Source organism: Nitrospiria bacterium, assembly GCA_035517655.1.
Taxonomy (GTDB): Bacteria; Nitrospirota; Nitrospiria; order JACQBZ01; family JACQBZ01; genus JACQBZ01.
This window is the reverse complement of sequence record DATIYJ010000041.1, coordinates 1-22,657: the sequence shown is the minus strand read 5'-3', so window position 1 is coordinate 22,657 and position 22,657 is coordinate 1. Positions and strand designations below refer to the sequence as shown.

Here is a 22,657-nt window from a genome sequence, read left to right as displayed (position 1 = left end):
GTCGCCTTTGATCACCCCAAAAGATGACGCGAGACATCTTACTTTTTTTCTGTTTCCTGGCCCTGGTGTCATACCGGGACTCCCTTCTCTACGCCGAGGAGAACCAGGCCCCCTCCGTGGATTACCCCGTGCGGCTTTGGATCGACCTTCGGGAGCTTCCCGCCCAACCGATCGGCTTCTCCGGCACACAATGGATGCTCACCGGAGGGGTGATGGCCGCCACCTGGTTCGCCCTCGCCCACGACGGCGAATTTCAAACGGATGTCCAGGGGCACCGGACCGATTTTTACCATTCCTTGAGCAATCTTTCGACCTCCTTCGGAGACTACCACTATCAGGTGCCCTTGGAGGCCTACCTCTGGAGCCTGGGGACGGTTTCCAATTTCGGACCCGTTAAAAGGGCCGCCGCCGACGGCATGGAGGCGAGCTTCCTGGCCGCGGGCCTCGTCACGCCCCTCATCACGAAGGTCAGCGGCCGCGCGCTGCCTTTGTACCATGACCGGGCGCTGGCCTTTCATCCGTTCATTTTCAAGAAAGGCCACGAAAGCTTCCCGTCGGACCACACCACCGAGGCCTTCACCATGGCGTCCGTGTTGGACGCGGATTTCCGCTCGACCCTTGGCTACTGGCAGACTCCCTTCCTCTTTGCCATGGCCGCCGGGACCGGCTTCTCGCGCATCTACGACGACAAGCATTACCTGTCCGATGTGATTCTCGGCGCCGGCATCGGCAGCTCCATCGGCTACTGGGTGGCCGACAAGAAGTGGACTCCTCCGGTGTCGATCCACATCTGGCCCCTCCCTCGGGGGCTCATCCTGGTCTGGGAATTTTGAGCGGGCGCGCAGGGCGAAGAAATACAGAGCTGCTTCGTCACCGAATATTGACTTATTTTTGAAAGCGGATTATATAAGAATGACATCGGACATGTCTTATTGACGTTTCACCGATCATGCGGGATATCGCGAACCCGCCCCGGAGACGGGCGAATGCAGAGGAGAAATGACGATGGTTAAACCGCGCAGATGGGTTTGGCTTGTTGTACTGTTGATTTTCATCGGCGGCCTGGCCGCCGCCGAGGACACCGAGGTGGAAGTCACTTGCCCTCTGGACGGGACGAAATTTAAGACCCCCGTCGATCCGTCCGGGGCCCGGCTCGGCATGAGGCTCGACTTGAAACCGATCGGGTTCTTCAAGGTCCCGCGTCGAATTCCCGTATGCCCGACGAATCATTTTGTCGTTTACAAAAAGGACTTTACAGCCGACGAGAAGGAGCGCCTTCAGAAATTCGTCCTTTCCCAGGACTATCAGAATCTGGCGAAGGACAACACGCCCTACTTCCTGCTTGCAAAGACCTTCGAATACATGGGGAACACGGAATGGAACATCAGCAACACCTATCTGGAAGCCTCATGGGAAGTGGAAAACCAGCCCGAAAAGGAAAAGCAATATCTCGATTTGAGTCTGCAGCATTTCCAAAAGTATCTGGCGGCCGGAAAGAAGGAAGGGGACCGGACATGGGAAACCGCCCAGTTGCTCGCGGGTGAACTTGCGCGCCGCCTCGGACGTTTTGACGAGGCCAAGGCGAAATTCACCGAACTGGGCGCGTTGCCGGAATTCAAGCAGGGCATTTATCCCGAAATCATCAAGTATCAAATGGACCTCATCGCCGGCAAGGACAGCAGCGCTCACGATATCCCCGAACACAAGAAATAATTCCCGGGCCGTGATCGTCATCGCTAGAAACGGTTTCAGCCATGAATCGGAAGACCGCGTTTCGGCCGGCCCTGGGTCCCTTGATCGTCATCCTTCTCGGAGGCTGCGCCGAGCGCGCCGTCGAATCTCCGCTCGAATTCCCCGTCGAGTACATCCCGGTCGAACTGACGAACGAGGTCGCCTCGCTGCGCCAGAGTCCGCCGTCCGAGACGGTGATGATGGACCGGTGGGTGAAGGAACCGTGGGTCCTGGGTCACGCCACCTCCCGTTTGAACGTGGACATCGCGGAATACGTGCTGCCCCCGGAAACCGTGACGAGCTGGACGGATCTGCTGACGATGCGGACGGACTGGCGAACCTCGAAGGTGTACGCCTACGACGGCGGCGAGACTTTCTCCGTCGTTCCCGATCCCGCGGCCGTGATGGACGCGACAAAAGCTTCGGCCCGGAACCGATGCGCGAACACCCTGACCTTCCGAAAGCTTGATGAGGATCGCGCGGGGCCCTACCCCTCCGTCATCTTTTACATCGCGTGCGACCGATACCCCGGCGTTAACCCCGCCGTCCCGATGGAAGAAGCCGACGTCTACCGCGTGTTTCAAGGCCGGTACGGCCTGCACCGTGTGATCCGGGCGCGACGGTCCCCCGGTCTGGACGACGCCACGATCGAGGACTGGACACGGTACCTGCAGCGGTTCTACCTTTGCGACGACACGGTGCCCGGACAAGGCTGCGGTAAAAATCGTCCCTGAACCGGCTCGGTCTTTTTCACCGTCGTTCTTGCTCTTTTTTTCCGTATCCGGTATATTCTGGAATGATTCAAGGCCGGCCTGAGCCGCGGTCTACAACAAGGCCCCGACCCTCGACCCGGCTTCCGGAGGCTTCCCCTTATGCTCGCGCGCTCCCCTTCCATTCTATCCATGATTCACCGGCCCGCTCCGCCGGCCCGATCCATCACAAACCTCAGATTGAAACGATTTATCGTTGAAGGGAGAACATCATGACCCTATCCGATTCCGTTATGAACATCATGGACGCGATCCACAACCGGCACTCCGTTCGCGACTACTCGCCCCGTAAGCTCGACCGGGACACCGTCCGCGCGCTGCTCGCCGCCGCGGTTCGCGCCCCCACGGCGGTGCATGAGGAGCCCTGGGCCTTTGTGATCCTCCAGGACGCAAGCGCGCTGAAGCGCATCTCGGATCGGGCCAAGCCGCTCTTCGCGGAGGAGGTTCACCGCGCCCATCTCGACCGGGGCGGCCACGCGCTTGAGATTTTCGGGCGGCCGGACTTCAACCTCTTCTACAACGCCGGCACGCTCATCGTCATCGGCGCCGTGACGACCGGCCCGTTCATCGCGGCCGATTGCTGGCTGGCCGCCGAGAACCTCATGCTCGCCGCCTGCTCGATGGGACTCGGAAGCTGCGTCATCGGCTCGGCGCTTCCGGCCCTGAACAATCCCGGGATAAAAACGGAGATAGGGATCCCGGCCGGCTTCACGGCCTTCGCCCCGATCATCGTCGGCCACCCGAGCGGCGAGACGCCTCCCACCTCCCGAAAGGAGCCGAAGATTCTCGCCTGGAAATGACCCGAGGGCCCACCTAAAAGGAGCAATATATTCGATCTGTATCTATTATATATATAGGCCGTGGAAGGGGGGCGGATGCAGATCGGCTTTAGCCTCAGGTTTTCACGAAGCTGAAAGGAGGCGAAATGAAGAAAGGAATTTTTCTCGCAATTTTACTTTTCTGTCCGATCAGTGCTTACGCCGCGGATGACGGATTGCCAAAGGCCATGGTAGAGACTTTTCTTAATGAGGTACACCAAGGTCATATCGGTAGCGCCTATGATCAACTCTTTGTGGGTTCGAGTATCCCAACAGACAAACCGCAGGCAGTCACGCTTTTGAAGCAGCAAACCCAGACGGCCTTGGGACTTTATGGGAAGGTTCTAGGGCGTGAGTTAATCCATGAAGAACGATTCGGCACGTCCATCGTCCGCTATGTTTATGTTCTAAAGTCGGAGAAGGGACCAACGATTTGGGAATTCTATTTTTATAAACCAAAATCCGATTGGTTTCTTGCCAATATTGTTTTTAACGACCAATTCAATCTGTTGGGAGCAAGGAAATAAGCCAATAACCCGAAAGGCGTGGGGTCAGGTCTTGCAAAACGACATTGCTCCCCCGCACCGGAGCCGGTGGGGCCGTTGCCGCCGGGATGTGGGACGGACTGAAATATTTTTCGATCCGTGACCGGAAAATTTTATCCCCTTGAGTTTTTTCCGCGTCTCCTTTAAGCTCATCGCTGATGTCTAACCCATGGTCCCAAGATCAGGTGGCGCAGGAGGTGGAGGCCTTGGCGCGTCTTGTCGCCTTGGAGAAGGCCGACGATCCCAAGATCGGCCGATCCTTCGATGAGCGGCTCGATCGGCTGCGGGACCTTTTCCGGTCGGAACCGCGGCTCTTCAGTCCGTCCCTGATCGCCTCCCTGCAGATTCTGTCCTCCTCCGCCCCTCCCCCGGCGAGATCCTCCGCGCCCGAGCCTCGGGAAGTCTTAAAGTCGACCTTCGGCTATCCCTCGTTTCGACCGGGGCAGGAAGAGATCATCCGGGCGGTTCTCTCGGGGCGGGATTGTATCGGAGTGATGCCGACCGGGGCGGGCAAGTCGCTGACCTATCAGATCCCGGCCCGGATCCTTTCCGGGACGACCCTCGTGATTTCACCGTTGATCGCCTTGATGAAGGATCAGGTCGACGGCTTGACGGAAATCGGAATTCGGGCGACCTTCATCAATTCAAGCCTGACCCCCGCGGAGCGTCGGGAGCGGACGGCGCGATTATCGGCGGGGGAGTATGATCTGGTCTACGCCGCCCCGGAGGGCCTGGAGGGTCCTCTCCTTAATTTTTTGTCGACCTGCCGGATCCGTCTCATCGCGGTCGACGAGGCCCATTGCATCAGCCAATGGGGCCACGACTTCCGGCCCTCGTATCGAAACCTCTCGGGGCTGAAGTCCCGCTTCGGGGATGTTCCGGTCCTGGCGCTCACGGCGACCGCGACCGAAGAGGTCTCGGTCGACATCATCCGGCAGATGGGGATGGTCGCGCCGCTCCGCTTCCGCGGATCGTTCTTTCGTCCGAATCTCCGCCTTCATGTTTACAAGAAGGGAAATGGAAGAGAGACCAAGGAAGATATACTGCGGCTGGTTCAATCCCGCGCCGGACAGTCGGGGATCATCTATTGTCTCAGCCGGAGGAGCGTGGAGCAGACCGCCGCGTTTCTATCGTCGCGCGGCGTTCGCGCCCTGCCCTATCATGCCGGGATGGAGAACGACCTTCGGTCCCGATCGCAAGAGGCTTTTCAACGGGACGACGCCGAGGTGATGGTGGCGACGGTGGCCTTCGGCATGGGGATCGACAAATCGAACATCCGCTATGTGATCCATCGCGACATGCCGAAGAGCCTCGAGGGCTACTATCAGGAGATCGGTCGCGCCGGCCGGGACGGGGTGGGAAGCGATTGCATCCTCTTTTACTCCTGGTCGGAGGTCTTAAGCTACGACCGCTTCCTGGACGACCTCGCGGATGATCGACTCCGAAACAAGGTGAAGGCGCAGACGCGGGAGATGTTCCATTGGGCCGAACGCAACTCCTGCCGGCATCAAAGTCTGGTCTCCTACTTCGGCGAGACCCTCGCGCCTTGCGGCGCCTCGTGCGATGTCTGCGGGAAGTGGGACCTGCTGGAGACGCTTCCATCCGCGGCGGCGCATCGCCCGCTTCCTCGAAGCAAAAAGCGTATCGCCGTTCCGTCGGATGAAATTCCCGACGCGGCCGGCGCCCTGTTCGCCCGCTTGAAGGTATTGCGAAAGCGCCTGGCGGATGAGAAGGGCCTCCCGGCCTACATCGTTTTTAGCGATGCGGTCCTGCTCGAAATGGCGGCGCAACGCCCCTCCACGGAAGACGAATTGCTTCGGATCAGCGGGGTCGGGCCGAAGAAGCTCGCTCGGTACGGGGCGACTTTCCTGGCCGAGTTGAATAAATGAGCGCCCGAATGCTTATCTTTTTCGGCTGCCCCAAATGCAGCCATTGCGCGGCGCTCCGCTTGGGCGTCATGAACCGGACCTTAACAGGAGAGGAGAATCGATGAAAATTTTTGTGGGCAATTTATCCCGCGACGTCGCGGATGAAGAGTTGCGCCAGGCCTTCGAGTCCTTTGGAAAAGTCGAATCGGCCGAGGTGGTCAAGGATAAGTTCACGGGAGGGTCCCGAGGGTTCGGGTTTGTGGAGATGCCCGCCGCTTCGGAGGCCCAGGCGGCGATCGAGGGCATGAACGGAAAAGAGTTAAAAGGCCGAGCGATCAACGTCAATGAAGCCCGTCCACGCGAAGATCGAGGAGGAGGACGAGGAGGACCCGGAGGCCGGCGACGCCCCTGACTAAAAACGGGGCAGAGAACTATTCTCTGTCGCCCAACCTCACAGCCAAATCGACCGGAGATGTGTATCATGACGGAACAGCAGGCGCGCGAATGGTCAAAGCGCCGGCTCGAGGCCTTTAACGCGCATGACGGCGTCGTCGCGAATTATAATGGCTGACGAGGGATCCATGAACTTCGCAGCGCGGCACGGACCGCGCCTTCTCCTCATCGCCGGGATCGCGGCCGCGATCCTCTCCGCTTCCGGTCTTCGGGCGGCCGCGCCCGGCGGAGGCGCGACGGCCTCCGGCCTGAAGAAGATCAACCACGTCGTCGTGATCTATCAGGAGAACTGGAGCTTCGACGGCCTGTACGGGAAGTTCCCCGGCGCGGACGGCCTTGCCCGTGCCGGGAGGGCGGCAAAACAGGTGATGAAGGACGGACGGCCGTATCGAACGCTGCCGCAGCCGATCGATACGACCCGGAAGCCGCCGGGTCCCGACCCGCGCTTCCCGAAGGACCTTCCGGTCGGGCCCTTCGACGCGGGCGACTACGTTTTGCCCAATATGAAAACCGGCGACCTGGTCCACCGCTTCTATCAGGAGCAGTACCAGATCGACGGCGGAAAGATGGACAAGTTCGTCGCGTGGAGCGACGCGGCCGGCCTCGCAATGGGCTACTACGACGTCAGCGACGGCCCGGAAGGCCAGCTGGCCCAGCGGTTCACCCTCGCGGACCGCTTCTTTCACGCCGCGTTCGGCGGATCCTTTCTCAACCACATCTGGCTGGTCTGCGCCTGCACGCCACGGTGGCCCCACCCGCCGCGCGGCGAGGTCGTTCGACTGGACGCCCGCGGCCGTCTTGAGAAAGACGGCGCGGTCACGCCCGACGGCTACGCAGTCAACACCGTCTTTCCCCTCAACCGGCCCCGTCCCGCCGGCCTCGCCGACCCGGAAAAATTGCTGCCGCGCCAGACGATGCCGACGATCGGCGACCGGCTGAGCGAAAAGGGGATCTCCTGGGCCTGGTACTCCGGAGGCTGGAACGACGCGATGGCCGGGAAGCCGGATAAACTATTCCAGTATCATCATCAGCCCTTCAACTATTTCGCCGCGTACGCCGACGGCACGCCGGCCAAGGCCGAGCATCTGCGCGACGTCTCGGACTTCCTCGCCGCGCTCAAGGACGGGACCTTGCCCGCGGTGTCCTTCGTCAAGCCGATCGGCTCCGAAAACGAGCACCCCGGCTACGCCGACCTTCTCAAGGGCCAGGCCTACGTGAAACACCTGGTGGATTCCGTGATGGAAAGCCCCTACTGGAAGGAAAGCGCCGTCGTCATCGCCTACGATGAGAACGGCGGCCGCTGGGATCACGTCGCGCCGCCCGTCGCGGACCGCTGGGGGCCCGGCACCCGCGTCCCGGCGATCATCGTCTCGCCCTACGCCAAGCGGGGCTTCGTCGACCACACCCCCTACGACACCACGTCGATCCTGAAATTCATCGAGTCCCGCTGGGACCTTAAGCCGCTCGGCCCGCGCGACGCAAAAGCGAACAACATCTTGAACGCCTTCGACTTTTCCCGGAAACCGTAAAAGAGATCTATTCGACGGGTCCTGTCCTTCGGCAGCCCCGCCTGCGGCCACCCGCCGGCAGGGCCCAATCGAACGGAAGCCGCCGGAGCCGAAGGGTCCGGCCCCAAACGGCTCGCGATCCAACCGAAGGACAGGACCCGCCGAATGTAACATTAGGAAAGTCACTTCTAATTAGAGGTCTACCCAGCGAGCAACGCGAGCGAGAGGGGAAGGCTCCGTCCGGCTGGGCCGGCGGAGGGGGCGACGCAAGCCCCTACCAATCATGCGAACGGATTTTCGCGGAAGCGTTTCTGAATCTCATCGATGCGGTCGGCGTTCCTGACGAGCGCCGCGACGCAGTCCGGGTCCAGCTGCATCCCCGAAAGCTGTCGCAGCATCGCGAAGGCCTCTTCATTCGTCCAGGCCGTCTTGTAGGGCCGTCGGCTGGTGAGGGCGTCGAAGATGTCCGCCACGGCGATGATCCGCGACTCGATCGGAATCTCGTCCCCTTTCATGCCATCGGGGTAGCCCATGCCGTCGATCATCTCGTGGTGGTACTCGGCGATGTTTCGCATGACGTCGATGTGCTGGAAGGAATCGAGCCCGAAGTCCTTCAGCATCGCGTCGATCATCTGGCGGCCCTTCAGCGTGTGCGACTTCATCAGCTCGAACTCTTCCTCGGTCAGCTTGGCCGGCTTCCGGAGAATGGCGTCCGGCACGCCGATCTTGCCGATGTCGTGAAGCGGCGCGAATAAAAAGATATGCTCGATGAATTCGTCGTCGAAGCCGTATTTTTCGGCCAGTTCCCTCGCGATCAGCCGGGCGTAATGGGACATCCGGTCGAGGTGGGCCCCCGTCTCCATGTCCCGGTGGGCGCTGATGTCCCGCGCGGCCTTGACGGTCGCCAGCATCGTCCGGATCGTCATGAGGTCGTTGACGATCGTGAGGGAGACGAGATGGCCGAACACGTCCAGGTAATGGAGCACTTCGGGCTCGAGGGCGTTCTTCCTGCGGGAATTGAAAAAGACGAAACCGAAGAAGGCCCCGTTGACGTACATCGGCATCGTGTAGCTGGAGGCGTAGCCCCGCGCCGCGATCCGCTTCGTGTGCTCCCGTTCCGGGTGATCGAACACGGCCAGGTCGTTGATCACGCGCGGCGCGCCGGTATCAAGGATCTCCGTGAGGGAGCGCGACTCCCCCATCTTCGCCTCATAACGGACCAGCGGAGCCTGCCGGCCGCTGCTGTGGCTGAAGGTCTTCAACAGGTCCGTCTTGGCATCGTAGACGGCCACGGAGATCCGGTCGATGAAGGGAAAGCGGTTCTTCAATACCTTATGGATCGATTCCAGCTTCTCCGAGAGCGTGATATTTTTATTGAGTTCCTTTAAGACGTCCTGATGAAAATCCATGGTCGGAGACTCTGTGGGTGGATGGCGTTCCCTTTAATGATAACGGTCCCTCCGAAAGCTGTCAATCATCCGCGCCGTTCACGGCCTCCGAAAACAGGCCGCGGCCGGGTCCGAAACGAAAAAAGGGCCCGGCGGGAAATCTCCCCCGGGCCCTTCGAATCGTCGACGATTACGATCCTAATAGGATTCTTTCGGTTGCTCCATCGGCTTCTCCATCTTCTTCATTTTCTGCAGATGGGCCTTCAGGATCGGGGAATCGGCGATGGCTTTGTTGTCGGGGGCCAGCTTGAGGGCCTGGTCGAACTCTTCCGTGGCCTCCTTGTGCTTGCCCAATTTATCCAAAGACAGCGCGTGATTGTAATGCGCCTCGGCGGATTTGTCGTCGGCCTTGACCGCCTCGCCGAAATGCATTTCCGCCTCTTTCCACATGCCCATGTTGTACTGCTTGATGCCTTCCGCATTATGCCCCGCCCCGGCCGAAGCGGCCGGAACTTCCAAGGCCGGCTCCGTTTTCTTTTCGGCGGCCTTTATGCCCTGGACCGAAACAAACATGAATGACGCCGTCAGGATTACGGCCAAACCGTAATATGCGAACGCGCGCATGGGAAGCCTCCTCTTTTGATTATTATTAAAAGCGCCTTGTACGGGACGCCCGGATGATCTCTCAAGGGATAGCAAAACCCAACCGGCCCTGCATTGTCAAGAAAAATGTGGCGGGCCCGGCCCGCCCCGTCAAGCTCCGGCGGCCAGGGCCGGCGGTTTCGGGACGGCCGCCCCCGCCCGGGTCCGGTCCGTCGCGAGGAACATATACATCGCCGGCACCACGAACAGCGTGAACAGGGTGCCGATCGAGATGCCGGCCGCGATCACGAGGCCCATGTTGAAGCGGCCCACCGCGCCGGCGCCGGAGGCCGTGATCAGCGGCAACACCCCGAGCACCATCGCCGCGGTCGTCATCAGGATCGGCCGCAGCCGGATGCCGGCGGCCGTCTCCACGGCCTCGCGCTTGCTCCGCCCCTCCCGCTGCAGGTCGTTGGCGAACTGCACGATCAGGATCCCGTGCTTGCTGATCAGCGCGATCAGCGTCACCAGACCGACCTCGGTGTAGATGTTGAGGGTCGAGCCGCCGACGCCGAGGCTGATGAAGATCATCGCCCCGCAGATCGACATCGGCACGCTCACCAGCACGATCAGGGGATCGCGGAAGCTTTCGAAGAGCGCGGCGAGCGCGAGGAAGATGATGATCAGGGCGAAGAAGAAGGTGACGATCAGCGCGCTCGACTCCTGCTTGTACTGCCGCGACGGCCCCCCGTAGTCGATGCTGTAGCCCTGGGGAAGGACCTCCCTGGCCTCGGCGTCCAGCGTGTCCAGCGCCTGCCCCAGCGTGATGCCGATGGACGGCACCGCCGAGATCATGGCCGAATTGAGCTGCTGGAAGTGATTCAGCGTCTCGGGCACGACAACGGTCTTGAGGCTCGCGATCGTCGAGACCGGAACGGACCCGCCGGTCGCGGTCGTGATGTAGTAGTCCCGGAGCTGCTCGGCGTTCAGCCGTTCGCGCTGCATCACCTGGGGGATCACCTTGTACGAGCGCCCGGCCAGGCTGAAGTAGTTGACGTACCCGCCGCCCAGCATCGACCCGAGCGCGTCGCCGACGGTCTGCATCGTCAGCCCCAGCTGGGCCGCCTTGTCGCGGTCGATCTGCACCGTGGTCTGAGGCTTGTCGAACTTCAGGTCGCTGTCGACGAACATGAACATGCCGCTGGCCCGCGCCTTGTCCATCATCGCCACCGACACGTCGTTCAGGCGTTCGTACGAATCGGTCGTCCCGATCACGAACTGGACCGGCAGGCCCCGCCCGCCGCCGGGCAGCGGAGGCCGCTGGAACGCCACCGCCCGCACGCCCGCGATGTCCCCGAGCTGCTGCTGGACGACCGGCTGCAACGCCATCGTGGTGCGCTTCCGCTCGTCCCACGGCTTCATCACCATCCCCGCGATCCCGGAGTTGACCCCGCTGATGCCGTCGAGCTGGAACACGTGGTCGGTCTCGGGATACGCGGCGAAGGTCTTGTAAACCTCCCGGGTGTAGAGCTGCGTCTGATCGAGCGTGGCGTTTGGCGCGGCCGTCACCAGCGAGATGATGACGCCCATGTCCTCCTGCGGGGCCAGCTCGCTCTTGGCGTTGGCGTAGAGAAAGTAAATGCTGCCGAGGATGATCGCCGCGAACACCCCGACGACCGGGAGGGTGTCGAGCGCCCCGTGCAGCCGGCGCGCGTAGCCGGCGCGCAGGCGCTCGAACTGGCCGTCGATGAATCGGACGAAGCGGCCCTGCCCGCCGCCGTGCGGCTTGAGAAACCGCGAGCACATCATCGGCGAGAGCGTCAGCGCGATGATCGCCGAAACCGTCACGGCGCCGACCAGCGTGAAGGCGAACTCGGTGAACAGCGCCCCGGTCAGGCCGCCCATGAACCCGATCGGCACGTAGACCGCGATCAGGACCACGGTGATGGCGATGATCGGCCCCGCCAGCTCGTACGCGCCGGCCAGCGCCGCCTGCATGGGCAACATTCCCCCTTCCATATGCCGGTGGACGTTTTCGACCACGATGATCGCGTCGTCCACGACCAGGCCGATCGCCAGGACCAGCGAGAGCAGCGTCAGCAGGTTGATCGAGTACCCGAGAACCAGCATGACGAAGAACGCGCCGATCAACGACAAGGGCATCGCGATCGTCGGAATGACCACCGACCGCAGGGAGCCGAGGAAAAGGAAAATGACCAGCGTGACGATCAGCAGGGATTTGACCAGCGTGCTGACCACCTCGTGAATCGAGCTGTTCACGTATTTCGTCGCGTCGTACACGATCTTGCCGCCGAGCCCCTCGGGCAGTTGCGCCCGGATCGGCGGGAAGGCCTTGCGGACGTTGTCGATGACCGTGAGGAGATTGGCGCTCGGCGCGACCTTGATGCCGATGTAAACGGCCGTCTGGCCGTCGAAGCCCACGGCCGTGTCGTAGTCGTCCGACCCGAGCGTGACGTTCGCGACGTCGCCCAGGCGCACGATCGCGCCGTTTTGCGCCTTGATCGCGAGGTTGCGGAATTCATCGACCGAGTGCAGGCCGGTCGCGGCGGTCAGGTCCACCGTGACCATCTGCCCCTTGGTCCGTCCGACCGCGGAAATGAAATCGTTGGCGGCGAGCGCGTTGCTCACGTCGGCCGCGGTCAGGCGGTAGGCCGCCATCTTGTCCGGGTCGAGCCACGCGCGCAGCGCGAACTGGTGCTTGCCCAGGATTTCGGCGGTCTGCACGCCGTCGACCGTCTGCAGCTTGGGCTGCACCACCCGGATGAGATAATCGGTGATCTGGTTGGTCGACAGCACGGTGCTGTAGAAACCGATGTACATCGAATCGATCGTTTCGCCGATGGCGATCGTCAGGACCGGCTGCTGCGTTTCCTTCGGCAGCTGGTTGAGCACCGCGTTGACCTGCGTGTTGATCTCGGTCAGCGCCTTGTTCGGATCGTAGTTCAGCCGCAGGTTGGCCTGGATCGTGCTCACGCTCTGGGCGCTGGAGGAGGTGAGGTAGTCGATGCCGTTCGCCTGCGCGATCGAGTTTTCCAGCGGGGTGGTGATAAAACCGGCCACCAGCGCCGGGTCGGCCCCCGTGTACGTCGTGGCCACCGTCACCACCGCGTTCTGGGTTTCCGGGAACTCGCGCACGGGCAGCAAGCCCACCGAACGCATGCCCAACACAAAAATCATCAGGCTGATGACGGTGGCCAGCACCGGCCGTTGAATAAAAAGATCCGTGAAACGCATGAGGAAGCTCCCGGGTTATTGGTCCGTCGGCGCGGGCGAGACGTCGTTGCTGGGCTGAACCGTGTTGTTGACGACCACCGCGCTCCCGTTTTTCAACTTGAGCTGGCCGCTCGTGGCCACCAGGTCGCCCGGTTTGATCCCCTTCACGATCGCCACCTGGTCGCCGCGGGTCTCGCCGACGGTCACGAAGGTCTGTTTGGCGGTCAGGACCGGCTTGCCGTCCGCGCCTTTTGCGCCCTCCTCGATCACGTAGACGCTTTCCCCGTAGGGGTTGAAGGTCACGGCGGTCTGCGGCAGGGTCAGGTACGACTGGACCGCGCCGGACTCGACCGTCACCGACGCGTACATCCCCGGCAGGAGGTCGTGCTTGGGGTTGGCGACCGTCGCCTCGATCTGCACGTTCCGGGTGTCCGGATCCACCTTGGGGTTGACGGCCGTGATCTTCCCTTCGAACGCGCGGCCGGGATATGCATCGGTGGTCGCCGTGACGGTCTGTCCGAGCTTCACGCGCGACAGCTGTTGCTGCGGCAGGGAGAAATCGACGTAGATCGGATCCAGCGACTGGAGCGTGACGATCTTGTCGCCCGGGTTCACGTACTGCCCGAGGTTGACGGCGTTGATGCCGAGCCGCCCGTCGAACAAGGCCCGGATCGTCTTCTTGTCGACCACCGCCGCCTGCTGCGCCACCTGGGCCTCCTTGCTTTTGAGATCGGCGGCGTCGGCGTCGAGCGCCGCCTGGCTGACCGCCTGGATGGCGAACTGCGCCTTGTCGCGCTCGTAGGTGGTCCGGGCCAGTTCGGCCGCCGCCTCGAGGGACCGCAGCAGCCCGACGTCCGCGTCGGCGTTGAGCTGCACCAGCACCTGGCCGGCCTTCGCCTCGTCCCCCGACGCGAAGCGCACCTCCCGCACCAGCCCCCCGATCTCGCTGGTGACGTCGACCCCGTGCACGGCGCGCAGACTCCCCACCGCGTTCAGTTGCGGCTGCCAGGGCCGGAGTTCGGCCTTCATCGCCGTGACCGTGGCCGGCGGCATTTTCATGGACGCCATGAACTGCTTGATCATCTTCGCCTTGAAGGCCTGAAAGCCGAAGATGGCGCCGAACAACAGGCCGACGATCAACAACATGATCACCATACGCTTGGTCATCGAAATATCTCCGTTCTGATTTGTAGGGGGCTCACGTCGCCCCCTCCGCTGGCAAAGCCAGACGGAGCCTCCCCCTCTCGCTCGCTTTGCTCGCTGGGGAGACCCTCTACTTCAATTTTCCGGTGCGCGGTTCCACCACCCGCCCCCCAGGGCCTGGAACAGCGCCGCGGTATCGGCATAGCGCGCGGCCTGGGCCTGAATCAGACCCGCCTGCGTCTGCTCATGCTGGCGTTCGGCGTTGAGCAACGAAAGATAACTCACGGCCCCCAGCTCAAACTGCTTCTGCGCGAGGTCCAGCGCCTCGCGCGCGGCCGCTTCGGCGTCCGCCTGCGCCTTGAGCGCGTTCGCGTCCTCCTCCAGCGCGCGAAGGACGTCGGCCACGTTCTGGAACGCCTGCAACACCGTCCCGCGGTACTGCGCCGCGGCCTGATCGTACGCGGCGACGGCGGCGCGCCGCTCGGCCCTCAGCTGCCCGCCGTGGAAGATCGGCTGCAGCAACCCGCCTCCCAGACTCCAGACGGTCGTGCCGCCGCTCAGGAGATCGTGAACCCGGCTGGTTTCCGACCCGTAACTGCCGCTCAGCGTGATCTGCGGGAACAGGGCCGCGGTCGCCACGCCGATCTTTGCGCTGGCCTGGTGCAGCAGGGCCTCCGACGCGAGCACATCGGGCCGCTGCCGGACCATCGACGACGGCAGGCTGACCGGAAGCTCCTGCGGAATCTGCAACGCGTCGAGATCGAACTCGGGCAGATCCGCTTCGACGGGCAGTCGGCCGGCCAGCACCGCCAGCCGGTGGCGGGTCTGCGAAAGATCCGATTCCAGCGGCGGCAGCGCGGCCCGCGTCTGAGCGATTTGCGTCCGCTGGGCGAGAACGTCGGAGCGCGACACCCCGCCCAGCTGGAACTGGCGCTCGACCACGTCCAGCTGCTTTTCCTGGACCGTCAGGATCGCCTGCGTCGCGCGGATCTGCCCGCGCAGCGACGCCTCCTGCACCGCGGTGGTGATGAGGTTCGACGTCAGCGCGAGGTACGCCCCCTCCAGTTGAAAGCGCCGGTAGTCGACCTGGGATTCCAGGGCCTCCAGCTCGCGCCGCGCGCCGCCGAAGAAATCGAGCGAGTAGGAGACGTTCACCGAGGCGTTGTAGAGATTGAAGAGGTTGCCCGGAAGATCGGGCTGGCCGAACGCGGCCCCCGAGATCTTCTGGCGTCCGGCCGAGGCGCTGCCGTCCACGGTCGGAAAAAGGGCCCCGCCGATATCGGCGCGAACGTTCTCCTGCGCCTCGCGCAACGTGGCCTGCGCGGCGGCCAGCGTCGGGCTGTCCGCGAGCGCCCGCCGGATCAATTCGTCGAGCGCCTTGGAATGGAACACGGTCCACCACTGGTCCGGGATATCCCGCCCTAAGACAAAGCGCTGCGCCTCGCCGCCGTTCCCGGGCGCGGCGGACGTTTCCTCCGGCAGCGCCGCGGCCGTGTAGCCGTTGACGCCCGGAGCCTCGGGCCGTCGGAAATTCGGGCCGACCGCGCACCCGGTCAAGGCCGCGCCGACCATCACGGAAATGACCGCGATCTTCAAAAACACCCAGGGGCGTTCCATGTCCCACCGCTCCAAAACCTGTATCGAAACCATGCCGACCTAACCTATATCCATAAGGCATCCGTCCGTTTCCCGTCAAGGATTATTTTTGCGATTCCCGGGGCGGGACCCCAAACCGGACGCCGCGCCTTGTCAAACGTCGTGTCTCATGCTATAGTGTCCTACCTAAATCCAAGGCTGATGAAACCCCGAGGCGCCATACATCAAATTTCATCCGGCGGCGTGATCTTCCGCCGGGCGGCCGCCGGTATCGAGATCGCCCTGATCCGGAAAACGCTGAAAAACGGGAAACAGGTCTGGTGTCTCCCGAAGGGATGGGTTGAGCCGGACGAGAGCCTGGAAGGCGCGGCCGTCCGGGAGGTTCGCGAGGAAACCGGCCTGGAGGGCGAAATTCTCCGGAAGATCGGTGAAACCGAATATCAATTTTATTCGAAGGAAGACCGCGCCAAGATCGACAAGACGGTTCATTTCTACCTGATGAATTACCGCGGGGGGGATACGACCGATCACGACCAGGAGGTTGAGGACGCCGCCTGGTTTCCGCTGGACGCGGCCGAGGCGGCGACGGTCTACCCGACCGAAAAAGAAATCGTGCAAAAAGCCCGCGACCTTCTCAGAACCCTTTAGGATCCCGATGCGGCGACCCTGGTTCGAAATCGGAATGGGCCTCGCGATGCTCCTCGCATCGGGCTGCGGCGTCTCGTCCTCGGTTCATCAGGCCGCCTTGAAGGATCTTGCGGCCGCGCGAAGCGATCTGGACCGGCTCAAGGGCGAGAACGCGGCCCTGAAATCGGACGTGGCCGCCCGGCAGGGCGTCATCCAAGACCTGCGCCAGCAGATCAAGGAGAGCGAGAACAAGGGGCAGCTCGAATCCCAGGACGCGGACCGACTCGTCAAACGCAACCTGGAACTGGTCGCAGAGGTCGCGAATCTGTCCAGTCAGGTCCGGGATCTGTCGCAAACCCTCGACGCCCGCGGGCAGGAACTGGACGACGTTCGGACCCGCCTCGCGGCGGCGCAAAAGGCCGGCGAAGAGAATACCGAGATCCTGAAACCGATCCGCGACAAATGGGTCGATGCCTTCCGGGATGAAATCCAAAAGGGCGATCTGAGCGTCGACCAGGAGAAGGCCGGGCTTTCGATCCGGATCGCCGAAAAGGCCCTGTTCAATTCCGGAAGCGCCGATATCAAGCCCGCCGGTCGCGCGCTGTTGGACCGCGCGGGCGAGATTCTGAAATCGGTCGCGGACCAGCCGGTCCGGATCGAGGGATACACCGATAACACCCCGATCGGATCCCGCCGCGCGAACAAATTCCCGACCAACTGGGAGCTGTCCGCCGCGCGGGCCGTCAGCGTCGTCCGGTATCTGTCCGGACCGGGCGGGGTTCCGTCCGGGCGATTGTCGGCCGCCGCTTTCGCGGACAACCGTCCCGTCGCCCCCAACGAGACGAAGGAGGGCCGCGCCCAGAACCGCCGAATCGAAATCGTCCTGCCGCCGCCTGAGACGGCCCGGCCGGCCGAAGGACCCAAACCACCATCGCGTTCCCCATGAGGAAGCCATGCCGAACAAACGCCAAAAGGTAAAGGCCGCGAAACCGTCGGGCAACCGTCAGGAAGCCCTTCGGAAAATCCTGTTGCAAAAAAAAGAAGAGGTCACCCGCAATCTGGAAGAGCAGATGGGCCACCAGTTCAGCGACGACCTCCAGAAGCGGATCGATCATGTCCTGGACACCGGGGACCAGGCCATGCTGGACATGGCCGAGGAGCTGGACCTGTCCCTTCTCGAGATGCGGAACAAGACGCTGAGGGCGATCAACGAGGCGCTGCTCCGCCTCAAGGAAGGGACGTACGGAATCTGCGAAGGATGCGGCAGCGAAATTTTGGAAAAAAGGTTGATGGTCATGCCGTTCACCTCTTTCTGCGTCGAATGCCAGCAAAAACAGGAGACGCTCGAGAAGATCGAGAAAGAGGAAGACCGGTTTAAATGAAAAAGATCGTTCTGATCGGACTGCTTCTCGCGGCGGGCGGGCTCGGTTTCTCCTACGCAACGGCCGCCTGGAGCCGGGGGCAATTCGCCCGGGAGGTTGATTCCTACATGGAATCGGCGCGCGACCTGACCGAGTCCGGCCTGACGCCCTTGCTTTTGAATAAAGCGCACCGGTTCGGATTGGAACTCCGCCCGGAAGACATCCGGCTCCGGGTCGAGGCTTCCGATCGTGATCCGACCACCTCCCGACTTTTGGAAAGCAAGGGGTTCAAGACGGAGGTCCGCCATCTCACGCTCGATATCCGTTACGGACAGCCTTTTTGGGGAAGCACCCGAATGTACACATTGCATCGGGAGCGGATATTCACCTTCCAGGCCGCCCCTTCAACGACGACGTCGCCGATCCTTCCTGACGAAAATCCCTGAAAACGAAGACATCGCTAAAAATCACGGAAAATCAGACCGTTGACAATCTTTCGGTCATTTATTACAATGAAGAAATAATGCGGTGGTTTGTCTGAAAATGTCCCGAGCACGGCTGCCACAAACGAAAACGGTTTTTACCCGTCGTCCCTATTCCCCCGGCGTTATTGATTCGTTGTTTGAATTGGTCAAGGGACAGACCGGCCCTTCCGGCTGGATCCTCTTGGCCGAGGATGCGACAACCTTTCTGCTCCTTTTCATACTGCAAAACAGTCCCTACGCGGCCGCGCGACTCGAAGGAGACCGGTTCCGGTCCCTGACGCTCCGGGATTATTTTCACAGCCTGGCCTCGATGGAACGGCCCGGCCTTACGCTGCAAATCGCCAATCCGGTGCTCTTCAAATGTCTCCTGGCGCTGACCCAGAAGCTCCCCACGACTTCCGGCACGACCGATCTCGTCAACCTGGAATCCTTGCTGCACCAGATCAAGTCCTCCGGCCGGGAAGTCGTCGTCAGCCAGATGCGGAAGGAGGACCTGAACCTTTTCTATTTTTTAAAGGGAAAACTTCAGGAGGCGTTTTTCGCCGACCCCGATTCGGTTTCCGATGACGGCTCCAACGAAGATCAATTCCTGGAATACGCCTACGCCGGTAAATCCCCCGAGCCCGTGACGATCCAGGCCTACTACGACGTCCGGGTGACGGCCGCCGAGGACGCCGAACTGCCATGGCCGGAATGGCCCGGCGGGATCGTCGAATACTTCCTGAGGCCACGGCCGGAACTGGTATTTCTGGCCGGCGGAGAGTCGGTCGAAAAAAAAGCGATCGGCAAGAGCCGGTTCACCCTCGGCCGCAATCAGGACTGCGACCTGGTGGTCAACGACACGGTCGCCTCCCGGGAACACGCGACCATCCGCGAAGGCCAGGGGAAATTCTTTCTGGAGGACCTCAAGAGCCGGAACGGAACGCTCGTCAACGGAAAACGAATCTCCGCCGTCGCGCTCTCGGACGGCGATGAGATCCGGATCGGCGATTGCCGGATCATGTTCGTCGAAAAATCGCAGGAGCCGCCGAAGGGGGACCTGGCCCGGCTGGCCCGCCTGGATACGACCGCCCTGAAACTGGACGAGGCGCTGCTTCAACAGGCCGCCGAGGTGCTTTCTCCGCCGGTCGAAAAGAAAGAAAAACCGACCGTCCTGGGCCTGGAAATGTGCGAAGGCAAAGCAAGCGGCACCCGATATTCCCTCAAGGATAAAACCGTCATCGGCCGGACCAAGGCCGATATCAACACCAACGATCCCAAGACCTCCCGCCACCACGCCGCGATCGAGCGGCGGGAGGACGGGTACTATTTCATCGACCTGAAAAGCACCAACGGCAGCCTCATCAACGACCGGGAGGTCCGCACCCAACGCCTGGCCGCGGGGGACCTCATCCGGATCGGCGATTCGGCCTTCAAAGTCATCGAGGTCGACTCGTGACGCAACCCCTTCTCCAGGCGATCGATCAGGACCAGATCAAGCCTTATCTCGACCGTCTGAAAGACATGCTCGCCGTCGCCGAGGAAACGATCCACAACTTCGACACCGCCACCATCCTCGGTCTGATCGCCGCGCTGGTGGTCATGATCGTCGTCGCCCGAATGCTGCAGAGGCTCTTCAGCGGGACGTCCAGGGCGGGCGACTCCGGCTCATCCGAAACCGGGGCGATCTTAAAGGACGCCAAACGCGCCAGGCGGGAAAACAACCCCGTCCGGGCCGGCGAGCTTTACGAATTGGCCGGCGAGGTGGACGAGGCGATCCAGATGTACCGGGAAGGACAGTCCTTCGGACCGCTGGCCCGCCTGTACGAACGACAGAAAAACTGGGCCCTCGCGGGGGGAGCCTATGAAATGTCGCGCGACTACGAGCGGGCCGGAACGATGTACCAACGGGCCGGAAATTACAACAAGGCCGCCGAAGTTCTGCTCGCCGGAAATAAAGAGTTCATGGCGGCCGAGATTTTTGAAAAGGCCCGAAACTTCGGAGAAGCGGCCCGCCTGTACGAAAAAACCGGATATTTCCAGAAAGCGGCCAGTTGTTATGAACGCAGCCAAGCCTACGGCAAGGCCGCCGACCTCCTCGAGAAGCTCTATCTTCAGGAGAATATCCGAATGAAGACCACCATGCCCACCGCCGATCAAAGACAGATCGTCAATTCCTATGCCCAACACAGCGGACGCTTGTTCGTCAAGGCCGGCGATCCGGTCAAGGCGGCCCAAATTCTTTCCCTGGGGGGCTATTCGGCCGACGCGGCCGAGGCCTATCTCTCGGTCAAGGATTATCAGAAGGCGGCCGACCTCTACTACCAAGGGAAGAATTATCTGAAGGCGGCCGAATTGTACAAACAGATGGGAAACGCGAAAAAAGCCCATCTCATCAGCGCCGAGATGTATCTTGATGAACGGAATTACCTGGAGGCGGCGCGCATGTTTGAAAAGGCCGAAGACTTCCTTCAGGCCGGAGACCTGTACGAAAAGGCCGGCGAGATGAAGAAGGCGGGCGAGATGTTGATCAAGGGGGGCGATTTCGGCCGCGCCAATGAAATTTTTCAATCCAGCGGGGACACCCTTCTGGCCGCCCAGGCCCTCGAAAAAGCCAAACGGTACAAAGAGGCGGCCCGCTTGTACCTTCAATCCGGCGCGTATGAAGTGGCCGCGCGCCTTTTGGATGAGAGCGGCGACTATTACGAAGCCGGAATGATCTTTCATAAGCTGGGACGGATGGAAAACACCGTCGCCTTCCTGCAAAAGGTGGACACCCAGTCGGAGCACTACTACGCCGCGTCGCTGGCTCTGGGCCAGATCTTCATGGACCGCGGGATGCTGGACGCGGCCCGCGAACGGTATAAAAAGTTGATCAACAAAAAGGAGATCGGGCCGGACAACCTAGATCCCTATTACAACCTCGCCCTGGTCTACGAAAAAAACCGCGAATACCAAAACGCGCTGCTCCTGTTTGAAAAAGTGATGGCCGAGAATTACAACTACAAGGACGTCCGGAACCATGTTGATCTGGCGAGGGAGGCGCTCCGGCGGGAGCAATCCGCCGCCGAGAGCCGGAAGGCCGCCGATGCCAGCGGACCCAAGGGGAGGTACAAACTGTCCAAGAAACTCGGACAGGGCGGCATGGGCGTCGTCTACCTGGCCGAAGACACGGTCTTAAACCGCATCGTCGCCTACAAAGTGCTGCCCCCCAGCGTGAGGGACAACCCGAAGGTCCTCGAAAACTTTCTCCAGGAAGCCCGCGTGGCGGCCGCCATCAACCACCCGAACATCGTGACCATTTACGACACCGGCTCCGAAGGGGTCGAGCCGTACATCGTGATGGAGTTCGTGGACGGGATCACGCTCAAGGAATTGCTTGAAAAAAGCCCTTCGATTCCGACCAAGGACCTCGTCGCCATCGCGAAACAGATCTGCCAGGGATTGGAATACGCGCACAACAAGAACGTGATCCACCGGGACATCAAACCGGCCAACGTCATGATCAACAAAGAACACACGGTGAAGATCATGGACTTCGGCCTGGCCAAGATCCTTTCCGAGTCGGAAATGGAGGGGACCAGCGTGAAGGGCACGCCGCTGTACATGTCTCCGGAACAAATTCAGGGGAAACGGGTGGACCACCGGACGGACATTTACTCCCTCGGCTGCACCCTCTACCGCATGGCCACCGGCCGCCCCCCCTTCATCGAGGGCGACGTCTACTACCATCACCTGCATACGCCTCCGACGCCTCCGCGCGCGTTAAACCCGAAGATCCCCGAGGCCTTGAACCAGATCATCCTCAAATGCCTGTCGAAGGACGCCGACCAACGGTATCAGCGGGCCAAGGAGATCGCGGCCGACCTCGAAGCCAAGGTTCGATAGCCGGCTACGCCTTCAATCCTGAATTGACATGCCCCGACCCCTCTGGTAGTGTAGCTCCATGCGTTGCAACCGCGCGCTAACGGCCTTCACTCTGTTTCTCTCGATCCACTCGATCCCGACGTCGGCCGCCGCCGACCCGGTCGGAGGCTGGTTCCGTCAGGCCTTCGCCTCGGAGAATCCGACGGAGAAAACGGACCTCTTCCAAAAAATCCTCGCCCGGGAGCCGCAATCGGCGTACGGCCGCTTCGCCAAGGGGTGGCTTGCCGAAAGCCGCAACGACCCGAAGGTCGCCGTCGAGGAATACACGGCCGCCCTCAAACTCAAACCGTCGTTCGCCGAGGCGTTTTGCGCGCGCGGGATTCTACTGTCCGGTCAGGGGCTTGTTCAGGAGGGCGGCAACGATCTGTTGCGCGCCGTCGACCTCGACCCCCGTCTGCCCGAGGCCCACGACGCCATCGGCGTCATTCTCGATCAGGAAAACCGGTTTGAGGAGGCCGTTCGCGAATACCAAAAGGCGATCGCCCTCCGGCCCCGGTTTGCGATGGCCCATTTCAATCTCGGCGTCGCCTACGCGCACGAAGGCCGGGACGACCTTTCTCTCGAGGCCTTCGAAAAAGCGGTGAGCATCAAACCGGATCTGGCCATCGGGCATTTCAACATCGGCCAGATTTATTACAACCG

At 61.7% G+C, this 22,657-nt stretch carries 20 protein-coding genes; 15 read left to right on the top strand and 5 right to left on the bottom strand.

Going from position 1 to position 22,657, the window contains the following annotated elements:
• The first annotated feature begins 23 nt into the window (after positions 1–23).
• From VLY20_07895 to VLY20_07860, 8 genes are all read left to right on the top strand, one after another.
• On the top strand, positions 24–833 hold the full coding sequence (locus tag VLY20_07895) for a phosphatase PAP2 family protein (GenBank protein ID HUK56566.1): 810 nt from the start codon (positions 24–26) through the stop codon (positions 831–833).
• 172 nt (positions 834–1,005) lie between these two features.
• Positions 1,006–1,713: a DUF2225 domain-containing protein gene (locus VLY20_07890; protein HUK56565.1), complete on the top strand. Its 708-nt coding sequence runs from the start codon at positions 1,006–1,008 to the stop codon at positions 1,711–1,713.
• Between the two features lie 41 nt (positions 1,714–1,754).
• Complete coding sequence (locus VLY20_07885; GenBank protein ID HUK56564.1) at positions 1,755–2,465, top strand: hypothetical protein; 711 nt, start codon at positions 1,755–1,757, stop codon at positions 2,463–2,465.
• 248 nt (positions 2,466–2,713) lie between these two features.
• Positions 2,714–3,301 (top strand): nitroreductase family protein, encoded by a 588-nt coding sequence (locus VLY20_07880; GenBank protein HUK56563.1) that lies wholly within the window; start codon positions 2,714–2,716, stop codon positions 3,299–3,301.
• A 125-nt stretch (positions 3,302–3,426) separates the two neighbouring features.
• Positions 3,427–3,846 (top strand): hypothetical protein, encoded by a 420-nt coding sequence (locus tag VLY20_07875; protein HUK56562.1) that lies wholly within the window; start codon positions 3,427–3,429, stop codon positions 3,844–3,846.
• Positions 3,847–4,070: 224 nt separating this feature from the next.
• Entirely contained in the window at positions 4,071–5,753 is a 1,683-nt protein-coding gene (locus VLY20_07870) for a RecQ family ATP-dependent DNA helicase (GenBank protein ID HUK56561.1), read from the top strand.
• 100 nt (positions 5,754–5,853) lie between these two features.
• Positions 5,854–6,144: an RNA-binding protein gene (locus tag VLY20_07865; protein ID HUK56560.1), complete on the top strand. Its 291-nt coding sequence runs from the start codon at positions 5,854–5,856 to the stop codon at positions 6,142–6,144.
• A 169-nt stretch (positions 6,145–6,313) separates the two neighbouring features.
• Entirely contained in the window at positions 6,314–7,714 is a 1,401-nt protein-coding gene (locus VLY20_07860) for an alkaline phosphatase family protein (protein ID HUK56559.1), read from the top strand.
• A gap of 260 nt (positions 7,715–7,974) precedes the next feature.
• Here the strand turns inward: VLY20_07860 and VLY20_07855 are convergent, their stop codons facing one another.
• The 5 genes from VLY20_07855 to VLY20_07835 all read right to left on the bottom strand — a co-directional run bounded on the left by VLY20_07855 (position 7,975) and on the right by VLY20_07835 (position 15,657).
• Positions 7,975–9,102 (bottom strand): HD domain-containing phosphohydrolase, encoded by a 1,128-nt coding sequence (locus VLY20_07855; protein ID HUK56558.1) that lies wholly within the window; start codon positions 9,100–9,102, stop codon positions 7,975–7,977.
• Positions 9,103–9,279: 177 nt separating this feature from the next.
• Complete coding sequence (locus VLY20_07850; GenBank protein ID HUK56557.1) at positions 9,280–9,705, bottom strand: tetratricopeptide repeat protein; 426 nt, start codon at positions 9,703–9,705, stop codon at positions 9,280–9,282.
• A gap of 129 nt (positions 9,706–9,834) precedes the next feature.
• Positions 9,835–12,918 carry an efflux RND transporter permease subunit gene (locus VLY20_07845; protein ID HUK56556.1) on the bottom strand — a complete coding sequence of 1,028 codons (3,084 nt, stop codon included), beginning with the start codon at positions 12,916–12,918 and terminating at the stop codon, positions 9,835–9,837.
• Between the two features lie 15 nt (positions 12,919–12,933).
• A complete protein-coding gene (locus VLY20_07840) occupies positions 12,934–14,064 on the bottom strand; it encodes an efflux RND transporter periplasmic adaptor subunit (protein ID HUK56555.1) in 1,131 nt (376 codons plus the stop codon).
• 111 nt (positions 14,065–14,175) lie between these two features.
• A complete protein-coding gene (locus tag VLY20_07835; protein HUK56554.1) occupies positions 14,176–15,657 on the bottom strand; it encodes an efflux transporter outer membrane subunit in 1,482 nt (493 codons plus the stop codon).
• Between the two features lie 180 nt (positions 15,658–15,837).
• Here VLY20_07835 and VLY20_07830 point away from each other — a divergent pair, with 180 nt between their 5' ends.
• The 7 genes from VLY20_07830 to VLY20_07800 all read left to right on the top strand — a co-directional run.
• Positions 15,838–16,284: an NUDIX hydrolase gene (locus tag VLY20_07830; GenBank protein ID HUK56553.1), complete on the top strand. Its 447-nt coding sequence runs from the start codon at positions 15,838–15,840 to the stop codon at positions 16,282–16,284.
• A gap of 7 nt (positions 16,285–16,291) precedes the next feature.
• On the top strand, positions 16,292–17,209 hold the full coding sequence (locus tag VLY20_07825) for an OmpA family protein (protein HUK56552.1): 918 nt from the start codon (positions 16,292–16,294) through the stop codon (positions 17,207–17,209).
• 7 nt (positions 17,210–17,216) lie between these two features.
• A complete protein-coding gene (locus VLY20_07820) occupies positions 17,217–17,645 on the top strand; it encodes a TraR/DksA C4-type zinc finger protein (protein ID HUK56551.1) in 429 nt (142 codons plus the stop codon).
• Positions 17,642–18,070 carry a hypothetical protein gene (locus VLY20_07815; protein HUK56550.1) on the top strand — a complete coding sequence of 143 codons (429 nt, stop codon included), beginning with the start codon at positions 17,642–17,644 and terminating at the stop codon, positions 18,068–18,070. Before VLY20_07820 ends, VLY20_07815 begins: the two co-directional genes overlap by 4 nt.
• A 97-nt stretch (positions 18,071–18,167) precedes the next feature.
• Entirely contained in the window at positions 18,168–19,547 is a 1,380-nt protein-coding gene (locus VLY20_07810; GenBank protein HUK56549.1) for an FHA domain-containing protein, read from the top strand.
• Positions 19,544–21,976: a protein kinase gene (locus VLY20_07805; GenBank protein HUK56548.1), complete on the top strand. Its 2,433-nt coding sequence runs from the start codon at positions 19,544–19,546 to the stop codon at positions 21,974–21,976. Before VLY20_07810 ends, VLY20_07805 begins: the two co-directional genes overlap by 4 nt.
• Before the next feature lie 58 nt (positions 21,977–22,034).
• The coding region (locus VLY20_07800) for a tetratricopeptide repeat protein (GenBank protein HUK56547.1) at positions 22,035–22,657 on the top strand (623 nt) is incomplete at its 3' end.

Excerpts from the sequence above, each read along its gene's own strand:
- VLY20_07855 (HUK56558.1), bottom strand. The coding sequence starts at position 9,102 with ATGGATTTTCATCAGGACGTCTTAAAGGAACTCAATAAAAATATCACG.
- VLY20_07885 (HUK56564.1), top strand. The coding sequence starts at position 1,755 with ATGAATCGGAAGACCGCGTTTCGGCCGGCCCTGGGTCCCTTGATCGTC.
- VLY20_07845 (HUK56556.1), bottom strand. The coding sequence starts at position 12,918 with ATGCGTTTCACGGATCTTTTTATTCAACGGCCGGTGCTGGCCACCGTC.
- VLY20_07815 (HUK56550.1), top strand. The coding sequence starts at position 17,642 with ATGAAAAAGATCGTTCTGATCGGACTGCTTCTCGCGGCGGGCGGGCTC.
- VLY20_07820 (HUK56551.1), top strand. The coding sequence starts at position 17,217 with ATGCCGAACAAACGCCAAAAGGTAAAGGCCGCGAAACCGTCGGGCAAC.
- VLY20_07850 (HUK56557.1), bottom strand. The coding sequence starts at position 9,705 with ATGCGCGCGTTCGCATATTACGGTTTGGCCGTAATCCTGACGGCGTCA.
- VLY20_07860 (HUK56559.1), top strand. The coding sequence starts at position 6,314 with ATGAACTTCGCAGCGCGGCACGGACCGCGCCTTCTCCTCATCGCCGGG.
- VLY20_07865 (HUK56560.1), top strand. The coding sequence starts at position 5,854 with ATGAAAATTTTTGTGGGCAATTTATCCCGCGACGTCGCGGATGAAGAG.
- VLY20_07875 (HUK56562.1), top strand. The coding sequence starts at position 3,427 with ATGAAGAAAGGAATTTTTCTCGCAATTTTACTTTTCTGTCCGATCAGT.
- VLY20_07830 (HUK56553.1), top strand. The coding sequence starts at position 15,838 with ATGAAACCCCGAGGCGCCATACATCAAATTTCATCCGGCGGCGTGATC.
- VLY20_07890 (HUK56565.1), top strand. The coding sequence starts at position 1,006 with ATGGTTAAACCGCGCAGATGGGTTTGGCTTGTTGTACTGTTGATTTTC.
- VLY20_07880 (HUK56563.1), top strand. The coding sequence starts at position 2,714 with ATGACCCTATCCGATTCCGTTATGAACATCATGGACGCGATCCACAAC.
- VLY20_07825 (HUK56552.1), top strand. The coding sequence starts at position 16,292 with ATGCGGCGACCCTGGTTCGAAATCGGAATGGGCCTCGCGATGCTCCTC.
- VLY20_07810 (HUK56549.1), top strand. The coding sequence starts at position 18,168 with ATGTCCCGAGCACGGCTGCCACAAACGAAAACGGTTTTTACCCGTCGT.
- VLY20_07840 (HUK56555.1), bottom strand. The coding sequence starts at position 14,064 with ATGACCAAGCGTATGGTGATCATGTTGTTGATCGTCGGCCTGTTGTTC.
- VLY20_07835 (HUK56554.1), bottom strand. The coding sequence starts at position 15,657 with ATGGAACGCCCCTGGGTGTTTTTGAAGATCGCGGTCATTTCCGTGATG.
- VLY20_07895 (HUK56566.1), top strand. The coding sequence starts at position 24 with ATGACGCGAGACATCTTACTTTTTTTCTGTTTCCTGGCCCTGGTGTCA.